This is a genomic window from Burkholderia sp. AU30198, assembly GCF_020419825.1.
Lineage (GTDB): Bacteria > Pseudomonadota > Gammaproteobacteria > Burkholderiales > Burkholderiaceae > Burkholderia.
Window position 1 is genome coordinate 287002 of record NZ_JAIZSA010000008.1, and the last position, 20350, is coordinate 307351.

The following is a 20350-nucleotide window of genomic DNA, read 5'->3' on the forward strand; positions in this document are numbered from 1 at the left end:
CGCACCGCGATGCTCGAACTCGTTTCCTCGCATGCGTGCCACGGCGGCGAGCAGCGTTTCTACCGTCACGATTCGGCGGCCATCGGCCTGCCGATGAAGTTCTCGGTGTACCTGCCGCCGCAGGCCGCGCACGGCCGCGTGCCGGCGCTGTTCTATCTCGCGGGGCTCACCTGCACTGACGAGACGTTCGCGATCAAGGCCGGCGCGCAGCAATACGCGGCGCAGCACGGCCTCGCGCTCGTGATGCCCGACACGAGCCCGCGCGGCGCGGGCGTGCCGGGCGAGACCGATGCGTGGGACTTCGGCGTCGGCGCGGGCTTCTATGTCGATGCGACCGAAGCGCCATGGTCCGCGCATTACCGGATGGAGTCGTACGTGACGGGCGAGCTGCGCACGCTCGTCGCGGCCGAGCTGCCGATCGACGGTGCGCGGCTCGGGATCTTCGGGCATTCGATGGGCGGGCACGGCGCGCTGACGCTCGCGTTGCGCCATCCGGGCCTGTACCGGTCGGTGTCGGCGTTCGCGCCGATCGCCGCGCCGACGCGCTGCCCGTGGGGCGAGAAGGCGTTCTCGGGCTACCTCGGCGACGATCGCGAAGCATGGAAGGCACACGACGCGAGCGAACTCGTCGCGCGCGCCGATGCGCCGAAGTTCGCGGACGGCATCCTCGTCGATCAGGGCCTCGCCGATCAGTTCCTCGCGAACCAGCTCAACCCCGACGTGTTCGAAGCCGCGTGCGCGAAGGCCGGCCAGCCGCTGACGCTGCGTCGTCATGCAGGCTACGACCACGGGTATTACTTCATCTCGACGTTCATCGCCGATCACATCGCGCATCACGCGCGCGTGCTCGCACGGTGAGCGGGCAGGGAAGCAGGTAACGCACACGGCGGCACACGGTGCGCCGCACGATCGCGGGCGCAAAAAAACGCCGGCGCTGCCCTCGGGCACGCCGGCGTTTTCATTTCCGACAAGCGGCGATCAGTGGCGCCGCAACAGGCTCGCGCCGTACACGAGCGCCGACAGCGCGGTGATCCAGAAGCTCGTCGGCCAGTCGGTGTGATACGCGAGCACAATGCCGAGCCACGCTTCGAACAACGCGAACAGCGCGGCGAGCAGCACGCCGGTCGACAGCCGCGTCGTCACGTTCTGCGCGGCGGCAGCCGGCCCGACCAGCAGCGTGAACACCAGCAGCACGCCGACGATCTGCGTCGCCGCGGCCACTGCGAGCGCGCACACCGCGAGGAACAGCATCGACACCGCGCGCAGCGACACGCCCTTGGCTTCGGCCAGTTCGGGCTGCAGCGACGCGAACAGCAGCGGCCGCGCGATCAGCGCGAGCGCGAGCAGGCTCACCGCGCCGATGCCGGCGAGTACCGCGAGCGTATCGTGGCTGACCGCGAGCACGTTGCCGAACAGCAGCGCGGTGACCTGGGTCGCGAACGACGTGTAGAAATGCAGGAACAGCAGGCCGAAGCCGAGCGCGCCCGACAGGATCACGCCGATCGCGACGTCGCGGCCCGCGAGCTTCTCGCCGAGCGCGCCCATCCCGATGCCGGCCGCGAGCGTGAAGCCGACCATCCCCCAGATCGGCGAAATGCCGAGCAGCACCGCGCCCGTCGCGCCGGTGAAGCCGACGTGCGACAGCGCATGGCCGGCGAAGGTCTGCCCGCGCAGCACCAGGAAGTAGCCGACGATGCCCGCGAGCACCGCGACGATCCCCGACGCCGCGAAGGCGTTGATCATGAAGTCGTATTCAAACATCTTGCGAATGCCCGGGATGAGCGTGTCCGTGGTGGTGATGGCCGTGGCCGCCGCCACCGCCACCGCCGTGCGAGTGGCCGTCGTCGTCCTCGTGTTCGTGGTCGTGCTTCTCGATCTCGACGTCGCCCGACATCACGAAGATCTTGCCGTTCACGCGCATCACGTCGATCGGCGAACCGTAGAGCCGCGACAGCACGGGCTTCGTGATCACCTCGTCGACGGTGCCGAGCGCCGCGACGCCGTTGCCGAGATACAGCACGCGGTCGAGCGCGTTCAGCAGCGGATTCAGTTCGTGCGCGGAGAACAGCACGGTGATGCCGAGCTCGCGCTGCACGTTGCGCACGAGTTCGACGACGCCGCGCTGGTGGTTCGGGTCGAGGCTGATCAGCGGCTCGTCGAGCAGCAGCAGCTTCGGGCTGCCGAGCAGGCACTGCGCGAGCAGCAGGCGTTGTCGCTCGCCGCCGGACAGTTCCGACAGCGGCCGGCGCGCGAGCGTCGGGCCGCCGACGAGATCGAGCACGCGCTCGACGTCGCGGCGCGTTGCCGCGTTCGTGTGCGGCAGCCCCCAGCGGTGGCCGTCGGCGGCCATCGCGACGAAGTCGTAACCGCGCATCCGGCGGTTGGCGAGGCCGCTCCTGATCTGCGGCATGTAGCCGATCGACGGGTTGCCGCGCACGACCGGCACGCCGCCGACGGACAGCGTGCCGGCCGACACGGGCACGAGGCCGAGCACCGCGCGCATCAGCGTCGTCTTGCCCGCGCCGTTCGGCCCGAGCACGCCGACGAATTCGCCGGGTTCGATCGAGAAGCTGACATCGCGCAGGATCGTGCGTCCGCCCAGTTCGAGCGTGACGCGATCGACGGCGAGTGCGTGAGGAGTTGCGGTCATTTCGTTCGGGTTGTCTATTGCTTGCCGGCGGCCAGTGCGGCCGAGAGCGCGTCGAGCTGGCCAGCCATCCATTGCTGGAAGGTCTTGCCGGCCGGCTGCGTCTCGGTGACGCTGACGGTCGGCACGCCGCCGTCGCGCGCGATCTTCAGCATGCGCTTGGTCATCGGTGCTTCAGCCTGGCTGTTGTAGATCAGCACGCGCACCTGCTTCTTGCGCAGGTCGTTCTCGAACGCGGCGACATCCTGCGCGCTTGCCTCGGTGTCGTTCATCGTCGCGAGCTGGAAGCGCTGGTTGCGCATGTCGAGGCCGATCGCGTCGGACATGTAGCCGAACACGGGCTCGGTGGCCGTGACCGGCAGCCCCTTGTACTGCGCGCGCAGCGCGGCGACCTTGTCGTCGACGGGCTTTATCGACGCGACGAACTTCTGCAGGTTCGCGTCGTATTCGGCCTTGTTCGCCGGGTCGGCGCGGCCAAGCTCGGCCGCGATCGCGCGCGCGGCGGCGGGCATCGTCGCCGGGTCGTACCACAGGTGCGGGTTGTCGCCGGCCTTCTTGCCGACGAGATCGGCGACGACGATCGTCGCGCGCTTCGCCTGTTTCGACGCGCCGAGCAGCTTGCTCATCCAAGGATCGTAGTTCGCGCCGTTGTAGATCACGACCTGCGCGTGCTGGAGCGCGCGGGCCGTTTTCGGGCTCGCTTCGAACAGGTGCGGATCCTGGTCCGGATTGCTGAGGATGCTTGTCACCGCGACATGGTTGCCGCCGATCTGCGATGCGACATCGCCGTAGAAATTCTCGGCGGCGACGACGTTGACGGTCGCGGCCTGCGCGAACGCGGGCGCCGCGAGCGACAGCGCGGCGACGGCGGCGGCAAGCCAGCGGACAGGCGACAGGGCACGCCGCGGCGCGCGCTTCAGGGCAATGGACATGGAACTCCTCGTTGGAAGGGGCGGCACGGGCGCCGCGCGATACGCGTCAGCGTGGCACGGGCTTGTGCTTGCAGTGCCCGCACAGGCCGCTCAGCTCGACGACCTGGTGGTGGACTTCGAAACCGTGCGCGGGCTCGCTCGCGGACAACTGCTTCGCGAGGTCGCCGCCGGGAATCTCGACGGTGTCGCCGCACGAATCGCAGATCAGGAACTGGCCTTCGTGCGGCACGCCGATCTCGCAGCACGCGAAGAACGCGTTCTTCGATTCGATCCGGTGGATGAAGCCGTGCTCGACGAGGAAATCCAGCGCGCGATAGACGGTCGTGGGCGGCACGCGGCCGCGCTGCGGCTCGAGTTCGGCGAGCAGGTCGTACGCGCCGATCGGGCGCTGCGCGGCCAGCACGCGTTCGTAGACCTGACGGCGCAGCGGCGTCCACGCGAGCCCGTGCTCGGCGGCGAATGCGTCGGCCCGGGACAGCCGGGCGTCAATGGACGAAGAGGTAGCCATGGCGTGAGGCAGGGCGTGAAACAAAGTATGGCGATGATATAACGTATCGCCGCGCCGTGCAGCGTGATTTCCCCTTTCCGTCCTCACTCCGTCCCCTTCATCGCCGATCCGGCCGCACCGCACCGTGCGGGCCGCGCCTTGCCGGGCGTGCGCAACGGGCCGCCACGCTGCGCCGTTGTGCCGCAGTGCGTCATAGAAAGCCGTCACGTCGCCTTGACAGCGCGAATCGCGTATCCGATCATTCGATCACTAACAGAGCAATTGATCGGTTGGCGAGCGTTCGCTCACCTCGCAGCCGTCGTAACGCAGAACGAACCGGAGACAGCCAGTGAGACTGGAAGACAAGGTCGCGATCCTGACGGGCGCCGCAAGCGGCATCGGCGAGGCGGTCGCGCAACGCTATCTGGACGAGGGCGCCCGTTGCGTGCTCGTCGACCTGAAGCCCGCAGGCGGCTCGCTCGCGCGGCTCATCGAGGCGAACCCCGGCCGCGCGGTGGCCGTGACCGCGGACGTCACGCGCCGCGACGACATCGAGCGCATCGTCACCACGACGGTCGAGCGCTTCGGCGGCGTCGACATCCTGTTCAACAACGCGGCACTGTTCGACATGCGGCCGATCCTCGACGAATCGTGGGACGTGTTCGACCGGCTGTTCTTGGTCAACGTGAAAGGGCTGTTCTTCCTGATGCAGGCCGTCGCGCAGCGGATGGTCGAGCAGGGGCGCGGCGGCAAGATCGTCAACATGTCGTCGCAGGCCGGGCGTCGTGGCGAGGCGCTCGTTTCGCACTACTGCGCGACCAAGGCCGCGGTGATCAGCTACACGCAGTCGGCCGCGCTCGCGCTCGCGCCGCACCGGATCAACGTGAACGGCATCGCGCCGGGCGTCGTCGACACGCCGATGTGGGAGCAGGTCGATGCACTGTTCGCGCGTTACGAGAACCGGCCGCTCGGCGAGAAGAAGCGGCTCGTCGGCGAAGCCGTGCCGCTCGGCCGCATGGGCGTGCCGGGCGACCTGACGGGCGCCGCGCTGTTCCTCGCGTCGTCCGACGCCGACTACGTTACCGCCCAGACGCTGAACGTCGACGGCGGTAACTGGATGAGCTGAAGTGATGCCGCTCGCACGCGCCACCACCTGCCGGCCGGCCCGAGACGCGGCAGTTGTCTCGCACGTCGCGGCCCCCGTCGAACGAGGAGGGCACGCCTGATGGCCGAGATCGTCGTCGCCGGCGAGCTGCTGGCCGAATTCGTCGCCGCCGAGCGCGGCCAGGGTTTCGACACGCCGGGCTTGTTCGAGGGGCCGTTCCCGAGCGGCGCACCCGCGATATTTGCCGACCAGGCCGCGCGGCTCGGCGCGCGCGTCGCGTATGCGGGCTGCGTCGGCCGCGACGCGTTTGGTGACGCAATCGTCGCGCGGCTCGAACGCGACGGGGTCGACGTCGCGCGCATCCGCCGCGTCGCACGCCCGACCGGCACCGCGTTCGTCGCGTATCGCGACGACGGTTCGCGCAGCTTCGTGTTCACGCTGTCCACCAGCGCGGCCGCGTGCGTCGATGCGTCCGATGTCGATGCCGCGATGTTCGACGGCTGCCGTTACTTCCACGTGATGGGCTCGTCGCTGACGAGCGAATCGGCGATAGCGGCGGTGCAGCGCGGCGTGATCGAGGCCGCGCGCGTCGGCGCGAAGGTGTCGTTCGACCCGAACGTGCGGCCCGAAATGCTGAGTTTTCGCCCGATGCGGGCGGCACTCGACGCGATGCTCGCCGCGTGCCACCTGTTCCTGCCGAGCGAAGCCGATCTGCCGTTCTTCTGCGGGCCGCAGCCGGCCGAGCGCGCGATCGCGGGCCTGCTCGCGACGCATCCGCTGCTCGAGCGTGTCGTGCTGAAGCGTGGCGCGCAAGGCAGCGTCGCGTTCGACCGAGCGAACCGTGCGGAAGTGCTGGCGTTTCAGGTCGACGAAGTCGATCCGACCGGCGCCGGCGACTGCTTCGGCGGCACGCTGGTCGCGAGCCTCGTCGCGGGCGTGCCGATCGAGGCCGCGCTGCGCCGCGCGAACGCGGCCGGTGCGATCGCGGTCACGCGGCGCGGCCCGATGGAGGGCAACAGCAGTGCGACCGAAATCGACCGCTTCCTGACAGAACGAGGTATCGCATGTCCGGCCTGACGACCTTCGCCGAACGTTCACGACCCGCGCACGCGGACGCCGTGCTGCGGATGATCTTCGACGCGAACCGCGCGGACGCGCAGCGTGGCATCTATTCGATCTGCAGCGCGCACCGGCTCGTGCTGGAGGCCGCGTGCGAAGCGGCGCGCGCGGACGGTTCGCCGCTGCTGATCGAGGCGACCTGCAACCAGGTGAACCATCTCGGCGGCTATACGGGCATGACGCCCGCCGATTTCCGCCGCGATGTCGACGCGATCGCCGCGCGTTGCGGGCTTGCACCGTCGGCGCTCGTGCTCGGCGGCGATCATCTCGGGCCGAACCCGTGGCGGCATCGCCGCGCGGCCGACGCGATGCGCGAGGCCGGCGCGATGGTTGCCGCGTACGTCGAAGCCGGCTTCGAAAAGATCCACCTCGACGCGAGCATGGCGTGCGCGGACGATCCGGTGCGGCTCGACGATCGCACGATCGCCGCGCGCGCGGCCGAACTGTGCCGCGCGGCGGAAGACGCGGCAGCGCGCACCGGCATCGCACCCGTCTACGTGATCGGCACCGAGGTGCCGACGCCGGGCGGCGAAGTGAGCGGTAACGACAGCGATGTGGCGATCGCGCAGATCGCGGTCACGCGCAGCGACAGCATCGCGGCGACGCTCGATGCGCACCGCCACGCGTTCGCGGCGGCCGGTCTCGACGATGCTTGGACGCGCGTTGTCGCGATCGTCGCGCAGCCGGGCGTCGACTTCGACGATCGCCACGTGCTCGACTACGACAGTGCGAAGGCCGCGTCGCTGGGCGCGAGTATCCTGCAGACACCCGGCCTCGTGTTCGAAGCGCATTCGACTGACTACCAGACCGAAGGCGCGCTCGCCGCGCTCGTGCGCGACCACTTCGCGGTACTGAAGGTCGGCCCCGCGCTGACGTTCGCGCTGCGCGAGGCGCTGTTCGCGCTGACCTTCATCGAGGACGCACTGATCGGCGAACTCGTGCAGCGCTCGCGGTTGCGCGACGTGGTCGACGCCGCGATGCGTGCGCAGCCCGAGCACTGGGCACCGTACTACCGCGGCGACGAAACCGAGCAGCGCCTCGCGCGCCAGTTCAGCTACAGCGACCGGATCCGCTACTACTGGCTGCAGCCGGCCGTTGCGGCCGCGGTCGAGCAGCTGTTCGACAACCTCGCGCGGCAGCCGGTGCCGGAGACGCTCGTCGCGCAGTGGTTGCCGGACGTGTACGCGGCCTGCCGCGCGGGCGGCCTTGCGAACGAGCCGCGCGCATGGGTGCGCCACCGGATACGCGACGTGATCGCGCACTATGCGCGCGCGTGCGGAATGCAGCGGCCGGCATGACGGGCCGCGAAGTCCACGCAGTACCGACGACACTTCGAAAAAATCACAGGAGACATGCTATGCAACGAAAGATGCTCGACGCCGCCGCACGCGGCTTCGCCGGAGCCGCGCTCGCGACGGCGGCCTGCGCCGCGTCCGCCGGCACGCTGACGATCGCGACGCTGAACAATCCCGACATGATCGAGCTGAAGAAGCTGTCGCCGGCCTTCGAGAAGGCGAACCCGGGCATCCAGTTGAACTGGGTGATCCTCGAGGAGAACGTGCTGCGCCAGCGCGCGACGACCGACATCACGACCGGCAGCGGCCAGTTCGACGTGATGGCGATCGGTACCTACGAGACGCCGCAGTGGGGCAAGCGCGGCTGGCTCGCGCCGATGACGGGCCTGCCCGCCGATTACGACCTGAACGACATCGTGAAGACCGCGCGCGACAGCCTGTCGTACAACGGCCAGCTGTACGCGCTGCCGTTCTACGTCGAGAGCTCGATGACGTTCTACCGCAAGGACCTGTTCGCGGCGAAGGGGCTGAAGATGCCCGACCAGCCGACCTACGACCAGATCGCCGAATTCGCGGACAAGCTCACCGACAAGGCGAAGGGCACCTACGGGATCTGCCTGCGCGGCAAGGCCGGGTGGGGCGAGAACATGGCGTACGTGTCGACGGTCGTGAATACGTTCGGCGGGCGCTGGTTCGACGAGAACTGGAACGCGCAGCTCACGTCGCCGGAATGGAAGAAGGCGATCAACTTCTACGTGAACCTGCTGAAGAAGAACGGCCCGCCGGGCGCCAGCTCGAACGGCTTCAACGAGAACCTGACCCTGACCGCATCGGGCAAGTGCGCGATGTGGATCGACGCGACGGTCGCGGCCGGGATGCTCTATAACAAACAGCAGTCGCAGGTGGCTGACAGGATCGGCTTCGCGGCCGCGCCGGTCGCCGCCACGCCGAAGGGTTCGCACTGGCTGTGGGCATGGGCGCTCGCCGTGCCGAAGACGTCGAAGCAGCAGGACGCCGCGCGCAAGTTCATCGCGTGGGCGACGTCGAAGCAGTACATCGAGATGGTCGGCAAGGACGAAGGCTGGGCGTCGGTGCCGCCGGGCACGCGCACGTCGACCTATCAGCGCCCCGAGTACAAGGCCGCTGCGCCGTTCTCGGACTTCGTGCTGAAGGCGATCGAGACGGCCGACCCGAACGATCCGTCGCTGAAGAAGGTGCCGTACACGGGCGTGCAGTACGTCGGGATTCCTGAGTTCCAGTCGTTCGGCACGGTGGTTGGCCAGTCGATCGCGGGTGCGGTGGCCGGCCAGATGACGGTCGACCAGGCGCTCGCCGCCGGCCAGGCCGCCGCCGACCGCGCGGTGCGGCAGGCCGGCTACAAGAAGTAACACGGCCCGCACCGTGCGCGCTGGCGCACGGTGCGCGTCGTCGAAGCTGACAGGCGGGCAGGCTTTCGTGCCCGCGCATCAACCGGAGGGACTCCGATCATGCGTCACCTGCGTCTTCCCCTGAGCCACGCTCACGCGCCGTCGGTCGGCGACGCGTCGTCACCGCCCGGCGCGCCGCGTCGCGCGCGCGGCGGCGCGAGCTGGCTCGTCTCGCCGTCCGTCGCGGTGCTGCTGCTGTGGATGTCGATTCCGCTCGCGATGACGATCTGGTATTCGTTCTCGCGCTACAACCTGCTGAACCCGGACGTGAAGGGTTTCGCCGGGTTCGACAACTACCGCTTCCTCGCGACCGATCCGTCGTTCCTGCCCGCGATCTGGCACACGCTCGTGCTGATCGGCGCGGTGCTCGCGATCACGGTGATCGGCGGCGTGCTGATGTCGGTGCTGTTCGACCGCAAGTTCTACGGGCAGGGCGTGGCACGCCTGCTCGCGATCGCGCCGTTCTTCGTGATGCCGACGGTGTCCGCGCTGATCTGGAAGAACATGATCCTGCACCCGGTGTACGGGCTCGTCGCGAACGCGATGCGCGCGCTCGGGATGACGCCGATCGACTGGTTCGCCGATTACCCGCTCACCGCGGTGATCATCATCGTCGCGTGGCAGTGGCTGCCGTTCGCGTTCCTGATCCTGTTCACCGCGATCCAGTCGCTCGACCAGGAGCAGAAGGAAGCCGCGCGCATCGACGGTGCGGGCCCGATCGCGATGTTCTTCTACATCACGCTGCCGCACCTGAAGCGCGCGATCGCGGTGGTCGTGATGATGGAGACGATCTTCCTGCTGTCGATCTTCGCGGAGATCTACACGACGACCGGCGGCGGCCCCGGCGACGCGACGACCAACCTGTCGTACCTGATCTACGCGCTCGGCCTGCAGCAGTTCGACGTCGGCCTCGCATCCGCCGGCGGCATCATCGCCGTCGTGGTGGCGAACGTCGTGTCGTTCTTCCTCGTGCGGATGCTGGCGCGCAACCTGAAGGGAGAGTACGAAAAATGAGCGACCTGACCTTCGAAGGCCGGCGCGTGCCGGCCGTGTTCGACCTCGTGCGGCGCGCGCTGCCCGGCACGCTCGCGTGGCTGATCGCGCTGCTGCTGTTCTTCCCGATCTTCTGGATGGCGATCACCGCGTTCAAGACCGAGCAGCAGGCGTATGCGTCGACGCTGTTCTTCATCCCGACGCTCGACAGCTTCCGCGAGGTGTTCGCGCGCAGCAACTACTTCGCGTTCGCATGGAATTCGGTGCTGATCTCGGCGGGCGTCACGGTGATCTCGCTGCTGTTCGCGGTGCCGGCCGCGTACGCGATGGCGTTCTTCCCGAACCACCGCACGCAGAAGGTGCTGCTGTGGATGCTGTCGACGAAGATGATGCCGTCGGTCGGCGTGCTCGTGCCGATCTACCTGCTGTGGAAGAACGCGGGGCTGCTCGATAGCGTATCGGGCCTCGTGATCGTCTATACGCTGATCAACCTGCCGATCGCGGTGTGGATGACCTTCACGTACTTCAACGAGATCCCGAAGGACATCCTCGAAGCCGGGCGCATCGACGGTGCGTCGACGTGGCAGGAGATCGTCTACCTGCTGATGCCGATGGCGTTGCCGGGGCTCGCGTCCACCGCGCTGCTGCTCGTGATCCTGTCGTGGAACGAGGCGTTCTGGAGCATCAACCTGTCGAGCTCGAACGCGGCGCCGCTGACCGTGTTCATCGCGTCGTACTCGAGCCCCGAAGGGCTGTTCTGGGCGAAGCTGTCCGCGGCTTCGTTGCTGGCGGTCGCGCCGATCCTGATCGTCGGCTGGCTGTCGCAGAAGCAGCTCGTGCGCGGGCTCACGTTCGGAGCCGTCAAATGACCGCGATGAACGTTTTGATCTGCGATTGCGACGGCGTGCTGATCGACAGCGAGGCCGTGGCGGCCGACGTGATCGTGCGCGAACTCGATGCGCGCTGGCCAGGCGTCGATGCGCGGCCGGCCGTGATGCCGCTGCTCGGGCTGCGCATCGAGCGCGTGCTGGCCGGTGCGGGTGAGGCCGTCGGGCGCACGCTGTCAGCCGACGATGTCGACGCGATCCGCCGTGCGGTCGAGGCGGCGGCCGTCAATGCGCCGATGGTCGACGGCATCGATGCGGCGCTGGCCGCGATTCGGCTGACGACGGCCTGCGCGAGCAACAGCTATCGCGCGTACGTCGAGGCGGCACTGGCACGCACGGGCCTCGCGCGCTTCTTCGGCGACCGGCTGTTCTGCGCGGATGCCGTCGCGCGGCCGAAGCCGGCACCGGACGTGTATCTCGCGGCCGCGCGCACGCTCGGCGTCGCGCCGGCCCAGTGCCTCGTGGTCGAGGACAGTGCGACCGGCATCACCGCGGCGGCCGCGGCCGGCATGACCGTGCTCGGCTTCGTCGGCGGCGGGCATGCGTCGGCCGCGCAGATCGACGCGCTGCGCGGGATCGGCGCGCGTCACGTATTCGACGACATGCACGAGCTGCCCGGCTACGTCGCGCGCTGGCAGGCGACCGGCGCGGTGCTGCCGAACTAGCAACCACGAATGATTGCGCGCCGCATTCGACGCGGCGCATCACGAACGAACGGAGACAGATCATGGCAAGCGTGCTCCTGCGCAACATCGCGAAGCGCTACGACGACACCGAAGTGCTGCGCAACGTGAACCTCGACATCGCCGACGGCGAATTCGTCGTGTTCGTCGGCCCGAGCGGCTGCGGCAAATCCACGCTGATGCGGATGATCGCCGGCCTCGAGGACATCTCGAGCGGCGACCTGCTGATCGACGGCGCGAAAGTCAACGACGTGCCGAGCGCGAAGCGCGGCATCGCGATGGTGTTCCAGTCGTATGCGCTGTACCCGCACATGACGCTGTACGACAACATGGCGTTCGGCCTGAAGCTCGCGGGCGCGAAGAAGCCGGAGATCGACCAGGCGGTGAAGCAGGCCGCGAAGATCCTGCACATCGACCATCTGCTCGATCGCAAGCCGAAGCAGCTGTCGGGCGGCCAGCGGCAGCGTGTCGCGATCGGCCGCGCGATCACGCGCAAGCCGAAGGTGTTTCTGTTCGACGAGCCGCTGTCGAACCTCGACGCGGCGCTGCGCGTGAAGATGCGGCTGGAATTCGCGCGGCTGCACGACGAGCTGAAGACGACGATGATCTACGTGACGCACGACCAGGTCGAGGCGATGACGCTCGCGGACAAGATCGTCGTGCTGTCGGGCGGCGCGGTGCAGCAGGTCGGCACGCCGAACACGCTGTATCACGCGCCGGCGAACCAGTTCGTCGCGGGCTTCATCGGCTCGCCGAAGATGAACTTCCTGAAGGGCACCGTCGATTCGGTCGATGCGGGTGGCGTGCTCGTGCGCTTCGACAGCGGCGAGACGCAGCGCGTCGCGGTCGAAGCGACGGGGCTGCAGCGTGGTGCGGCGGTGACGGTCGGCGTGCGGCCCGAGCATCTGAAGGTCGAAGCGGCGGCCGGCGGCGTGGCCGCGAAGACGATGGCCGTCGAATCGTTAGGCGATGCCGCGTACCTGTATGCGGAGTCGGCCGTCGCACCGGACGGGCTGATCGCGCGGATTCCGCCGCTCGACACGTACCGCACCGGCGAGGCGCTACACGTGCACGCTCAAGCCGAGCACTGCCACCTGTTCGACGAGCACGGGCAGGCGTTCCGCCGGCTGAGCGTGCACGCGAAGGCCGCATGACGGCCGGCCGCGCTCACACCGGCAGGTGCGCGGCCATGTAATCGACGAACGCGCGCAGCTTCGGCGTCGGGTGGCGGCCTGACGGCCACAGCACGTAGATCGGCGTGCAGCTCGCGACGTGTTCGTCGAGCACCGCGCGCAGCGTGCCGTCTTCGAGCGCGTCACGGACGAAGAAGATGGGCAGGCACGCGATGCCGAGCCCGCGCAGCGCAAAGCATAAGCGCGCTTCCGCGCTGTTGCTGACCATCGCGACCGGCACCTCGGGCAGCGTGCCCGCGCGCGGCACGCGCAACGGCCAGGTCTCGAGCTTGCCGCTGGTCGGGAAACGGTAGTGCAGGCAGCGGTGCTGCGCGAGATCGGCTGGCGTGTTTGGCGTGCCGTGCCGGTCGAGATAGGCGGGCGACGCGACGAGGTGCTGGCGGAAGTGGCCGAGCAGCCGCGACGACAGTCGTGAATCCGACGGCTGGCCGGTGCGCAGCACCGCGTCGAAGCCTTCGTCGACGACATCGACGAGCCGGTCGCTGAAATCGATGTCGAGCTCGATCTCCGGATACGCGGCCATGAAATCGGCGAGCACCGGCAGCAGCAGCGTGCCGATCGTCGGCAGGCTCACGCGCAAGCGCCCGCGCGGCGCTTCGGTGCTTTGCGTCAGTTCCTGCTCGGCCGCGTCGAGCTCGGCGAGCACGCGCCGGCACCGTTCGAGAAAGCGCGTGCCTTCGGCCGTCAGCGTGATGCTGCGCGTGCTGCGGTGAAAGAGCCGCACGTTCAGGCGCGCCTCGAGCCGCGCGATGCGCTTGCCGATCGCCGACGCCGACAGCCCGAGCGCGCGGCCGGCCGCGACGAAGCTGCGCGTTTCCGCGACCTGAACGAACACGACGAAGCCGCCGAGGTTTTCCATGCGAGTTTCCGATTGCGGACGCCAGCGTCCGGATTGTCCGGAACTCTACCCCGGTTTTTCTTCTTGCGTCGGCTCCCTACGATGAGCGCTCGTTCACTGTATGAGGTCACGCCATGTCATCCCTGCCTGTCACCGCTTTGCGCGTGGAACCGGACACCGCGCTGCGTCACCGTCTCGACGGCGCGCTCGATCGCGCGCTTGCGGACGCGTGCATGGTCGGCGCGGTCGTGCTGGTCGCGCAGCACGGCGAGCTGCGCTATGCGCGCGCCGTCGGGCTCGCCGATCGCGAAGCCGGCACGCCGATGCGGGAGGACGCGCTGTTCCGTCTGTCGTCGGTCACGAAGCCGATCGTGGCGGCTGCCGCGATGCGGCTGGTCGCGGCAGGAAGCATCGCGCTCGACGAACCGGTCACGCACCGGTTGCCCGACTTCCGCCCGACGCTGCCCGACGGCACGCCTGCCGTCATCACGTTGCGCCATCTGCTGTCGCATACGGCCGGCCTCGCCTACCGGTTCCTCGAAGCGGACGGCGACGGCCCGTATGCGCGCGCCGGCGTGTCCGACGGGATGGATCGTTCGGGCCTCTCGCTCGCCGAGAACCTGCGACGCATCGCCGGCGTGCCGCTGCAGTTCGCGCCGGGCACATCGTGGGGCTATTCGCTCGCGATGGACGTGGTTGGCGCGCTGATCGAGGCGGTCGACGGGCGGCCGCTCGCGGAAGCGGTGGCCGCGCTCGTCACGACACCGCTCGGGATGACCGACACCGCATTCGTCGCGCACGATGCCGCACGCTTCGCGACGCCTTACGTGAGCACGCCGGGCGCCCCGCGCCGGATGGCGGACGTCGATCTCGTGCCGGTGTTCGATGGCACGATCGGCATCCGCTTCGAGCCGGCGCGCGTGTTCGACGCCGATGCGTGGCCGTCGGGCGGCGCGGGGATGGTCGGCACCGCGCGCGATTGCTTGACGCTGCTCGACGCGCTGCGCACGGGCCGCGACGGCTGGCTCGGTCGCGCTTGGGCCGACGAGATGGCGCGCCTCCAGCCGGGTGCGCGCGAACTGCGCGATGCGCCGGGTTTCGGCTTCGGGCTCGGCTTTTCGGTGCTGCGCGATCCGGTGGCCGCGCAGTCGCCGGAGTCGGTCGGCACCTGGCGCGGCGGCGGCGCGTACGGGCATACGTGGTTCGTCGACTGCGCGGCCGGGCTGACGGTCGTCGCACTGTCCAACACGCTGTACGAGGGCCTCTACGGGCGGATCGTGACTGCGGTGCGCGATGCGGTCTATGGCGTCGAAACCGGGGGCGCGGCATGAGCGACTGCACGTCGATCGAAGACGAGGTTGCCGTTCGACCGGAGCAGCCGCTGCAGGCGGCCGAACGCCTGCCGGTCGCGAACCTGCTGGCACTCGCGACGGCCGCCTTCATCACGATTCTCACCGAGGCGTTGCCGGCCGGCCTGCTGCCGCTGATGAGCGTCGACCTGCGCGTGCCCGAGGCGCTGATCGGCCAGCTCGTGACCGTGTATGCGCTCGGCTCGATCGTCGCGGCGATTCCGCTTGTCGCCGCGACGCGCGCGATGCGTCGGCGCAGCCTGCTGCTTGCGGCGCTGGCCGGCTTCGTCGTGTCGAATGCGCTCACGGCCGTGTCGCCGTACTACGCGCTCACGCTCGCCGCGCGCTTCGTCGCGGGGATGGCGGCCGGGCTGCTGTGGGCGCTGCTGGCCGGCTATGCGAGCCGGATGGTCGATGCATCGCTGCGCGGCCGCGCGATCGCGGTCGCGATGCTCGGCGCACCGGTCGCGATGTCGATCGGCATTCCGGCCGGCACCGCGCTCGGCGCGGCGCTCGGGTGGCGCGTCGCGTTCGCGGGCATCACGCTTGCGGCGCTTGCGCTGATCGGCTGGATCCGCTGGCGCGTGCCCGACTATCCGGGCCAGCAGGCCGGCGCGCGCGAGCCCGTGCTCGGCGTGATGACGCTGCCCGGCGTGCGGCCGGTGCTGACCGTGATGTTTGCTTACGTGCTCGCGCACAACATGCTGTACACGTACGTCGCACCGTTCCTCGCAGGCGTGCGGATGGGCGCGCAGGTCGATGCGGTGCTGCTCGTGTTCGGCATCGCGTCGCTGGTCGGCATCGCGCTGACGGGAGCCTGGATCGGCGCCGCGCAGCGACGCCTGACGCTCGCCAGCATCGCGCTGTTCGCGATCGCGGCGGCGATGCTCGGCGCCGGGTCCGGAATGGTGATCGTGTATGCAGGCGTTGGGTTGTGGGGGCTTGCGTTCGGCGGTGCGCCGACGCTGTTCCAGACGGCCACCGCGAATGCGGCGGGGGAGGCGGCCGACGTTGCGCAGTCGATGCTCGTGACGGTGTGGAACCTCGCGATCGCGGGCGGCGGCATCGCAGGCGGGATGCTGCTCGGTGCAACGGGTGCCGGTGCGATTCCGTGGGTGCTCGTCGCGCTGCTGGCGGCCGCGTGGGTCGGCGCATGGCGTGCGCGCCGGCATGCGTTTCCGGCGCCGCAGGCGGCTTGAGCGGTTCGACTGCCGCGCGTGGTGCGCCGCGCGCGGCTTCGGCGTCAGGCCGCCTTCGCGTCGAGCGCCGCGCGTGCGCAGGTCTCGTCGGTGACGAGCCCCGACAGCCAGCCGCCGCGCAATGCGGCGATCACCGCGTCGCGTTTCTTCGGGCCGCCGGCAAACGCGATCGTCGGGCGCTTCGGCGGCGTGGCGAGCGCGACGCTCGTCACGCGTGCGCTCGTCGATACGGCGATCTGCGTGCCCTGCGCGTCGATCGGCACGCCGAGCAGTTCGGCCACCGCGCCGAGCGCGGTCATCTCGTCGCGTTCCTGTTCGGTGATGAAGCCGTCTTCGTAGAGCGGGCAGTGCGGGCCGATGTTGCCGATCCCGACGAATGCGACATCGGCCTTGCCCGACAGCGCCTCGACGATCCGGTACAGCCGGTGATTGCACCACTGCGCGCGCTCGGCATCGCTGTCGGCAAACAGCGGCGCGGGCAGCAGGAAGTGCTTGCTGCCGGTTTTCTCGGAGATGTACTGCGCGACGTCGTAGCGGTTCGACGAACCGTCGGCCGCGATCGCGCCGACCATCGACACGAGCCGGTGCTGCGGCCGGTCGATCTGCGCGATCTGCGCGACCGCGGCCTTCAGCGTCCGGCCGCTGCTGACCGCGATCACCATCGGCCGCGTTTCGTTCAGGTAGCGCTCCATCACCTGCGCGCCAGCGACCGCGAGCTTGCGGTCGATCGCATCCGGTGCATCGGCATCGACGGGCACGACTTCGCACATCGCGAGGCCGTAGCGCTTCGACAGCTGCGCGCCGAGATCGAGACAGTCGGCGAGCTGGTGGTCGACGCGCACGCGGATCAGGTTCTTCTCGACCGCGAATGCGACGAGGCGCTGCGCGACCGGGCGCGACACCTGCAGCTTTTCCGCGATTTCGTTCTGCGTGTCGCCCGCGACGTAGTAGAGCCACGCGGCACGCGTGGCGAGATCGAGTTTTTCTGAGGACTTGGACACGATAGCGATTCGGTTTGGATCTGGGCGGGCCGCATGACGGCATCCACTGTACCGCATGTCGCGCACCTGGCCGCCGGCCGGCGCGCGACCTGCCGGCGCTTACGCGAGCCGTGCGCGCGACGGTTCGTACAGCGGCCGCACGTGGCGGTACAGCGCGCGGAACGCATCGAGGCGTTCGCGCAGCAGCGCATGGCGGGCGGCATCCGGCGCGTATTCGGCGCGCACCGGCGGCTTGGCCAGCACCGCATGCGGATCGCCGCCGACGGCCAGCCAGCCGAGCCGCGCCGCACCGAGCGCCGCGCCCGTTTCGCCGCCGCCGTGCTGGCGCGTGCGCACGTTCAGCGCATCGGCGATCAGCTGCGCCCAGAACGCGCTGCGCGCGCCGCCGCCGATCAGCGACAGCTGGTCGGTTTCGACGCCTGCCGCATGCAGCGCGTCGAGGCCGTCGGCGAGGCCGAGCGTCACGCCTTCGAGCACCGCGTAGCCGAGATGCGCGCGTTCGGTCGCATGCGTCATCCCGAAGAACACGCCCTGCGCGTACGGATCGTTGTGCGGCGTGCGCTCGCCGGACAGGTAGGGCAGGAACAGCGGGGCCGTCGCGAGCGCGTCGGCGTCGAGCGCCTCGACTTCGGCGAGCAGCGCGGGCTCGTCGGTGCCGGTCAGCTTGCAGACCCAGCGCAGGCAGCTCGCGGCCGACAGCACGACACTCATCAATTGCCAGCGATCGGGAATCGCGTGGCAGAACGCATGCACGGCCGATGCGGAGTTCGGCATGAAGCGGTCGCCGACCACGCTCAGCACGCCCGACGTGCCGAGCGACACGAAGCCGTCGCCCGCGTGGATCGCGCCGATGCCGAGCGCGCTCGTCGCGTTGTCGCCGCCGCCGCCCGCCACCACGACGGCTTCCGACAGCCCGAGTTCGCGTGCGACATCCGCGCGCAGCGTGCCGGACGGCGCATTGCCTTCGACGATACGGGGCATCTGGTCGCGCGTCATCCCGCACGCGGCGAGCAGCGCGTCGGACCAGTCGCGGCGCGCGACGTCGAGCCACAGCGTGCCGGCCGCGTCGGATGGATCGGACACCTTCGCGCCGGTCAGCCGGAACCGCAGGTAGTCCTTCGGCATCAGCACGCAGGCGGTCGCCGCGAACACGGCGGGTTCGTGCTTCGCGACCCACAGCAGTTTTGGCGCAGTGAAGCCCGGCATCGCGAGATTGCCCGCCAGTGCGTGGAGATCGGGTGCGCGTTCGGTGAGCAGCGCGCATTCGTCGGCGCAGCGCATGTCGTTCCACAGGATCGCGGGGCGCAGCACGCGGTCGTCGCGGTCGAGCAGCACGGCGCCGTGCATCTGCCCCGACAGGCCGATGCCGCGCACGGCCGCGAACGCCTGGCGGTGCCGCTCGCGCAGGGCCGCGAGCGCGGCGAGCGTGCCTTGCCACCAGTCGTCCGGATGCTGTTCGGCCCAGCGCGGATGCGGCCGCGACACGGTGAACGGCGAGCCGGCGGTGCCGACGACCGTGCCGTCCGGGGCGAGCAGCAGCACCTTCACTTCCGAGGTGCCGAGGTCGATGCCGAGATACATGAGCGATCCGTTCCGTCAGTGGGGAGTCGCTACTTTAGCCGCGCGGCCGCGCACGTGCCAAGGCAGGTTCGCCCGGATGCGCGTCAGCGTGCCGCGAGCCATGTGTCGACGCGCCAGAGTCCGCCGCGCATGGCCTCGAACAGCGCCGCGTTGCCGGCGAGCGAGCCCCACAGCGCGCGGCTGGCGCAGAGTGCGACAACCGGGTCGTCGGCCTGGACGATCGCCCGTGCGGCGCTTTCGTCCATCACGCCGTCCTGGTACGCGTACGGCAAGGTGCCGCGCGCCCAGCGTTCGAGAAAGCGCAGGAACAGCGCGGGCAGCACGGCGGTGGCGACCGGCGCCGCGCCGCGTGCGAACGATTCGGCGAGCGTCGGCGCGATGAAGCCGGGGATTTTCGAGAAGCCGTCGGCCGCGACGCGCTGGTTCGTGTCGAGCACGTACGGGTTGCCGAAGCGTTCGAGCACGACGTCGCGGTAGCGCGCGAGATCGAGCGGGCTCGGCGTGAGGCACGGGATCACGTCCTGCGTCACGTAGTCGTGTGCGAAGCGGCGGATCGCCGCGTCGTGCGTGCCTTCGTGGATATAGGTGTGGCCCGCGAGCGTGCCGGCCCACGCGATGCAGCTGTGCGTCGCGTTGAGGATGCGGATCTTCGCTTCCTCGTACGGGTGTACATCGTCGACGAGCTCGGCACCCGCCAGCTCCCAGCGCGGCCGGCCGGCCGCGAAGCGGTCCTCGATTACCCACTGGATGAACGATTCGCCCATCACCGGGCATGCGTCGTCGATGCCGGTGGCTGCCAGCACGCGCTCGCGCACGTCGGCGGTCGGGCGCGGCGTGATGCGGTCGACCATCGCGCTCGGCGTGGCGACGTTCGCGTCGAACCATGCGAGCAGGTCGGCCTGCCCGCGCCGCTCGAGGAATTCGCGCATCCCCGCGCGAAAGCGCGCGCCGTTGTTGCGCAGGTTGTCGCAGCTCTGCAGCGTGAGCGGGCCCGCGCCGCGCTTCACGCGTTCGGCGAGCAGCGCCGCGAGCGCACCGTACAGCGTCGTGCGCGCGCCCTGCAGGTCGGCCGCGAGATCGGGGTTCGCGATGTCGAGCCGGTTGTGTTCGTCGAGGTAGTAGCCGCCTTCGGTGACGGTGAACGACACGATCCGGCAGGCCGGATCGGCGCCGGCGTCGATCAGTGCGGCGAGATCGATCGACCACGGCAGCACGCGCGTGATCGCGCGGATCGTCTCGTACGCGCGCTCGCCTTGCGGCGTGACGGTTTCGAGCGTGTAGGCGCCGTGCTGCGCGGCGAGCGCGTCCATCGTCGCGTGCATGTCGTCGCGGATGTTGCCGACGGTCAGCGACCAGCGCTCGTCGGCCGGGACGGCCGCGTTCACGCGATGCAGATACCACGCCTGGTGCGCGCGGTGAAACGAGCCCGCGCCGATGTGCAGCAGCACGGGCGTGCGGGCGGAGGGCGATGCGCTCATCCGGTGTCTCCTGTTCGTGCCTGACTTTCCTGTCGAATGCGACCGACGTGATCGACGTGTTCGATGAATACGATCATTTGCTCTTTGTGTGAGCGAATGATCGTATTCGGGCGAGCGAAAGTCAAGGTAGGGAAAC

19 protein-coding genes are annotated in these 20350 nt (G+C 69.4%); 11 read left to right on the plus strand and 8 right to left on the minus strand.

Translation table 11 applies throughout. The features are described from left to right. Positions 1-9 precede the first annotated feature (9 nt). Positions 10-858, plus strand: a complete 849-nt coding sequence (fghA, locus tag LGN19_RS19640; protein WP_226216680.1) for an S-formylglutathione hydrolase — start codon at positions 10-12, stop codon at positions 856-858. Positions 859-978: 120 nt separating this feature from the next. Here fghA and LGN19_RS19645 read toward each other — a convergent pair whose 3' ends face one another. The 4 genes from LGN19_RS19645 to LGN19_RS19660 are packed head-to-tail and all read right to left on the minus strand — an operon-like array spanning position 979 to position 4087. Further along, positions 979-1761 (minus strand): metal ABC transporter permease, encoded by a 783-nt coding sequence (locus tag LGN19_RS19645; RefSeq protein WP_060067580.1) that lies wholly within the window; start codon positions 1759-1761, stop codon positions 979-981. Continuing rightward, positions 1754-2650 (minus strand): ABC transporter ATP-binding protein, encoded by an 897-nt coding sequence (locus tag LGN19_RS19650; protein ID WP_226216682.1) that lies wholly within the window; start codon positions 2648-2650, stop codon positions 1754-1756. The genes LGN19_RS19645 and LGN19_RS19650 overlap by 8 nt, the downstream gene beginning before the upstream one ends. 14 nt (positions 2651-2664) lie before the next feature. After that, positions 2665-3579 (minus strand): metal ABC transporter solute-binding protein, Zn/Mn family, encoded by a 915-nt coding sequence (locus LGN19_RS19655; protein ID WP_226216684.1) that lies wholly within the window; start codon positions 3577-3579, stop codon positions 2665-2667. A gap of 46 nt (positions 3580-3625) precedes the next feature. Further along, entirely contained in the window at positions 3626-4087 is a 462-nt protein-coding gene (locus tag LGN19_RS19660) for a Fur family transcriptional regulator (protein ID WP_122946156.1), read from the minus strand. 328 nt (positions 4088-4415) lie between these two features. Here LGN19_RS19660 and LGN19_RS19665 point away from each other — a divergent pair, with 328 nt between their 5' ends. From LGN19_RS19665 to LGN19_RS19700, 8 genes are all read left to right on the plus strand, one after another. Next, positions 4416-5192, plus strand: a complete 777-nt coding sequence (locus LGN19_RS19665; RefSeq protein ID WP_226216686.1) for an L-iditol 2-dehydrogenase — start codon at positions 4416-4418, stop codon at positions 5190-5192. Positions 5193-5291: 99 nt separating this feature from the next. Then, a complete protein-coding gene (locus LGN19_RS19670; protein ID WP_226216689.1) occupies positions 5292-6248 on the plus strand; it encodes a sugar kinase in 957 nt (318 codons plus the stop codon). Then, entirely contained in the window at positions 6236-7588 is a 1353-nt protein-coding gene (locus tag LGN19_RS19675; protein WP_226216691.1) for a D-tagatose-bisphosphate aldolase, class II, non-catalytic subunit, read from the plus strand. Before LGN19_RS19670 ends, LGN19_RS19675 begins: the two co-directional genes overlap by 13 nt. A 59-nt stretch (positions 7589-7647) precedes the next feature. Next, positions 7648-8973 (plus strand): ABC transporter substrate-binding protein, encoded by a 1326-nt coding sequence (locus LGN19_RS19680; protein ID WP_122946152.1) that lies wholly within the window; start codon positions 7648-7650, stop codon positions 8971-8973. A 99-nt stretch (positions 8974-9072) separates the two neighbouring features. Next, on the plus strand, positions 9073-10026 hold the full coding sequence (locus LGN19_RS19685) for a carbohydrate ABC transporter permease (protein WP_069248726.1): 954 nt from the start codon (positions 9073-9075) through the stop codon (positions 10024-10026). Continuing rightward, positions 10023-10874, plus strand: a complete 852-nt coding sequence (locus LGN19_RS19690; RefSeq protein WP_122946150.1) for a carbohydrate ABC transporter permease — start codon at positions 10023-10025, stop codon at positions 10872-10874. The genes LGN19_RS19685 and LGN19_RS19690 overlap by 4 nt, the downstream gene beginning before the upstream one ends. Then, on the plus strand, positions 10871-11557 hold the full coding sequence (locus LGN19_RS19695) for an HAD family hydrolase (protein WP_122946149.1): 687 nt from the start codon (positions 10871-10873) through the stop codon (positions 11555-11557). Before LGN19_RS19690 ends, LGN19_RS19695 begins: the two co-directional genes overlap by 4 nt. A gap of 62 nt (positions 11558-11619) precedes the next feature. Next, positions 11620-12729 (plus strand): ABC transporter ATP-binding protein, encoded by a 1110-nt coding sequence (locus LGN19_RS19700; protein ID WP_226216693.1) that lies wholly within the window; start codon positions 11620-11622, stop codon positions 12727-12729. Positions 12730-12742: 13 nt separating this feature from the next. On the opposite strand, the gene LGN19_RS19705 is transcribed toward LGN19_RS19700, so the two are convergent. Continuing rightward, a complete protein-coding gene (locus LGN19_RS19705) occupies positions 12743-13627 on the minus strand; it encodes a LysR family transcriptional regulator (RefSeq protein ID WP_122946147.1) in 885 nt (294 codons plus the stop codon). A 113-nt stretch (positions 13628-13740) separates the two neighbouring features. Between LGN19_RS19705 and LGN19_RS19710 the strand changes: the two genes are divergently transcribed. Together LGN19_RS19710 and LGN19_RS19715 are read left to right on the plus strand one after the other, a co-directional pair. Continuing rightward, positions 13741-14937, plus strand: a complete 1197-nt coding sequence (locus LGN19_RS19710; protein ID WP_226216695.1) for a serine hydrolase domain-containing protein — start codon at positions 13741-13743, stop codon at positions 14935-14937. Beyond that, the gene (locus tag LGN19_RS19715) at positions 14934-16154 is read left to right on the plus strand and encodes an MFS transporter (RefSeq protein WP_226216697.1); all 1221 of its coding nucleotides are present in this window, start codon (positions 14934-14936) and stop codon (positions 16152-16154) included. Before LGN19_RS19710 ends, LGN19_RS19715 begins: the two co-directional genes overlap by 4 nt. 44 nt (positions 16155-16198) lie before the next feature. On the opposite strand, the gene LGN19_RS19720 is transcribed toward LGN19_RS19715, so the two are convergent. The 3 genes from LGN19_RS19720 to dalD all read right to left on the minus strand — a co-directional run bounded on the left by LGN19_RS19720 (position 16199) and on the right by dalD (position 20214). Further along, on the minus strand, positions 16199-17212 hold the full coding sequence (locus LGN19_RS19720) for a sugar-binding transcriptional regulator (RefSeq protein ID WP_122946145.1): 1014 nt from the start codon (positions 17210-17212) through the stop codon (positions 16199-16201). Positions 17213-17254: 42 nt separating this feature from the next. After that, positions 17255-18736 carry a xylulokinase gene (gene xylB, locus LGN19_RS19725; protein ID WP_226216699.1) on the minus strand — a complete coding sequence of 494 codons (1482 nt, stop codon included), beginning with the start codon at positions 18734-18736 and terminating at the stop codon, positions 17255-17257. Positions 18737-18819: 83 nt separating this feature from the next. After that, the gene (gene dalD / locus LGN19_RS19730; RefSeq protein WP_226216701.1) at positions 18820-20214 is read right to left on the minus strand and encodes a D-arabinitol 4-dehydrogenase; all 1395 of its coding nucleotides are present in this window, start codon (positions 20212-20214) and stop codon (positions 18820-18822) included. Positions 20215-20350 lie beyond the last annotated feature (136 nt).

Coding starts and splice junctions, on each gene's coding strand:
- LGN19_RS19695 (WP_122946149.1), top strand. CDS start 10,871: ATGACCGCGATGAACGTTTTGATCTGCGATTGCGACGGCGTGCTGATC.
- dalD (WP_226216701.1), bottom strand. CDS start 20,214: ATGAGCGCATCGCCCTCCGCCCGCACGCCCGTGCTGCTGCACATCGGC.
- LGN19_RS19660 (WP_122946156.1), bottom strand. CDS start 4,087: ATGGCTACCTCTTCGTCCATTGACGCCCGGCTGTCCCGGGCCGACGCA.
- LGN19_RS19720 (WP_122946145.1), bottom strand. CDS start 17,212: ATGCGGTACAGTGGATGCCGTCATGCGGCCCGCCCAGATCCAAACCGA.
- LGN19_RS19705 (WP_122946147.1), bottom strand. CDS start 13,627: ATGGAAAACCTCGGCGGCTTCGTCGTGTTCGTTCAGGTCGCGGAAACG.
- LGN19_RS19685 (WP_069248726.1), top strand. CDS start 9,073: ATGCGTCACCTGCGTCTTCCCCTGAGCCACGCTCACGCGCCGTCGGTC.
- LGN19_RS19675 (WP_226216691.1), top strand. CDS start 6,236: ATGTCCGGCCTGACGACCTTCGCCGAACGTTCACGACCCGCGCACGCG.
- LGN19_RS19680 (WP_122946152.1), top strand. CDS start 7,648: ATGCAACGAAAGATGCTCGACGCCGCCGCACGCGGCTTCGCCGGAGCC.
- LGN19_RS19645 (WP_060067580.1), bottom strand. CDS start 1,761: ATGTTTGAATACGACTTCATGATCAACGCCTTCGCGGCGTCGGGGATC.
- xylB (WP_226216699.1), bottom strand. CDS start 18,736: ATGTATCTCGGCATCGACCTCGGCACCTCGGAAGTGAAGGTGCTGCTG.
- fghA (WP_226216680.1), top strand. CDS start 10: ATGCTCGAACTCGTTTCCTCGCATGCGTGCCACGGCGGCGAGCAGCGT.
- LGN19_RS19655 (WP_226216684.1), bottom strand. CDS start 3,579: ATGTCCATTGCCCTGAAGCGCGCGCCGCGGCGTGCCCTGTCGCCTGTC.
- LGN19_RS19670 (WP_226216689.1), top strand. CDS start 5,292: ATGGCCGAGATCGTCGTCGCCGGCGAGCTGCTGGCCGAATTCGTCGCC.
- LGN19_RS19700 (WP_226216693.1), top strand. CDS start 11,620: ATGGCAAGCGTGCTCCTGCGCAACATCGCGAAGCGCTACGACGACACC.
- LGN19_RS19690 (WP_122946150.1), top strand. CDS start 10,023: ATGAGCGACCTGACCTTCGAAGGCCGGCGCGTGCCGGCCGTGTTCGAC.
- LGN19_RS19715 (WP_226216697.1), top strand. CDS start 14,934: ATGAGCGACTGCACGTCGATCGAAGACGAGGTTGCCGTTCGACCGGAG.
- LGN19_RS19710 (WP_226216695.1), top strand. CDS start 13,741: ATGTCATCCCTGCCTGTCACCGCTTTGCGCGTGGAACCGGACACCGCG.
- LGN19_RS19650 (WP_226216682.1), bottom strand. CDS start 2,650: ATGACCGCAACTCCTCACGCACTCGCCGTCGATCGCGTCACGCTCGAA.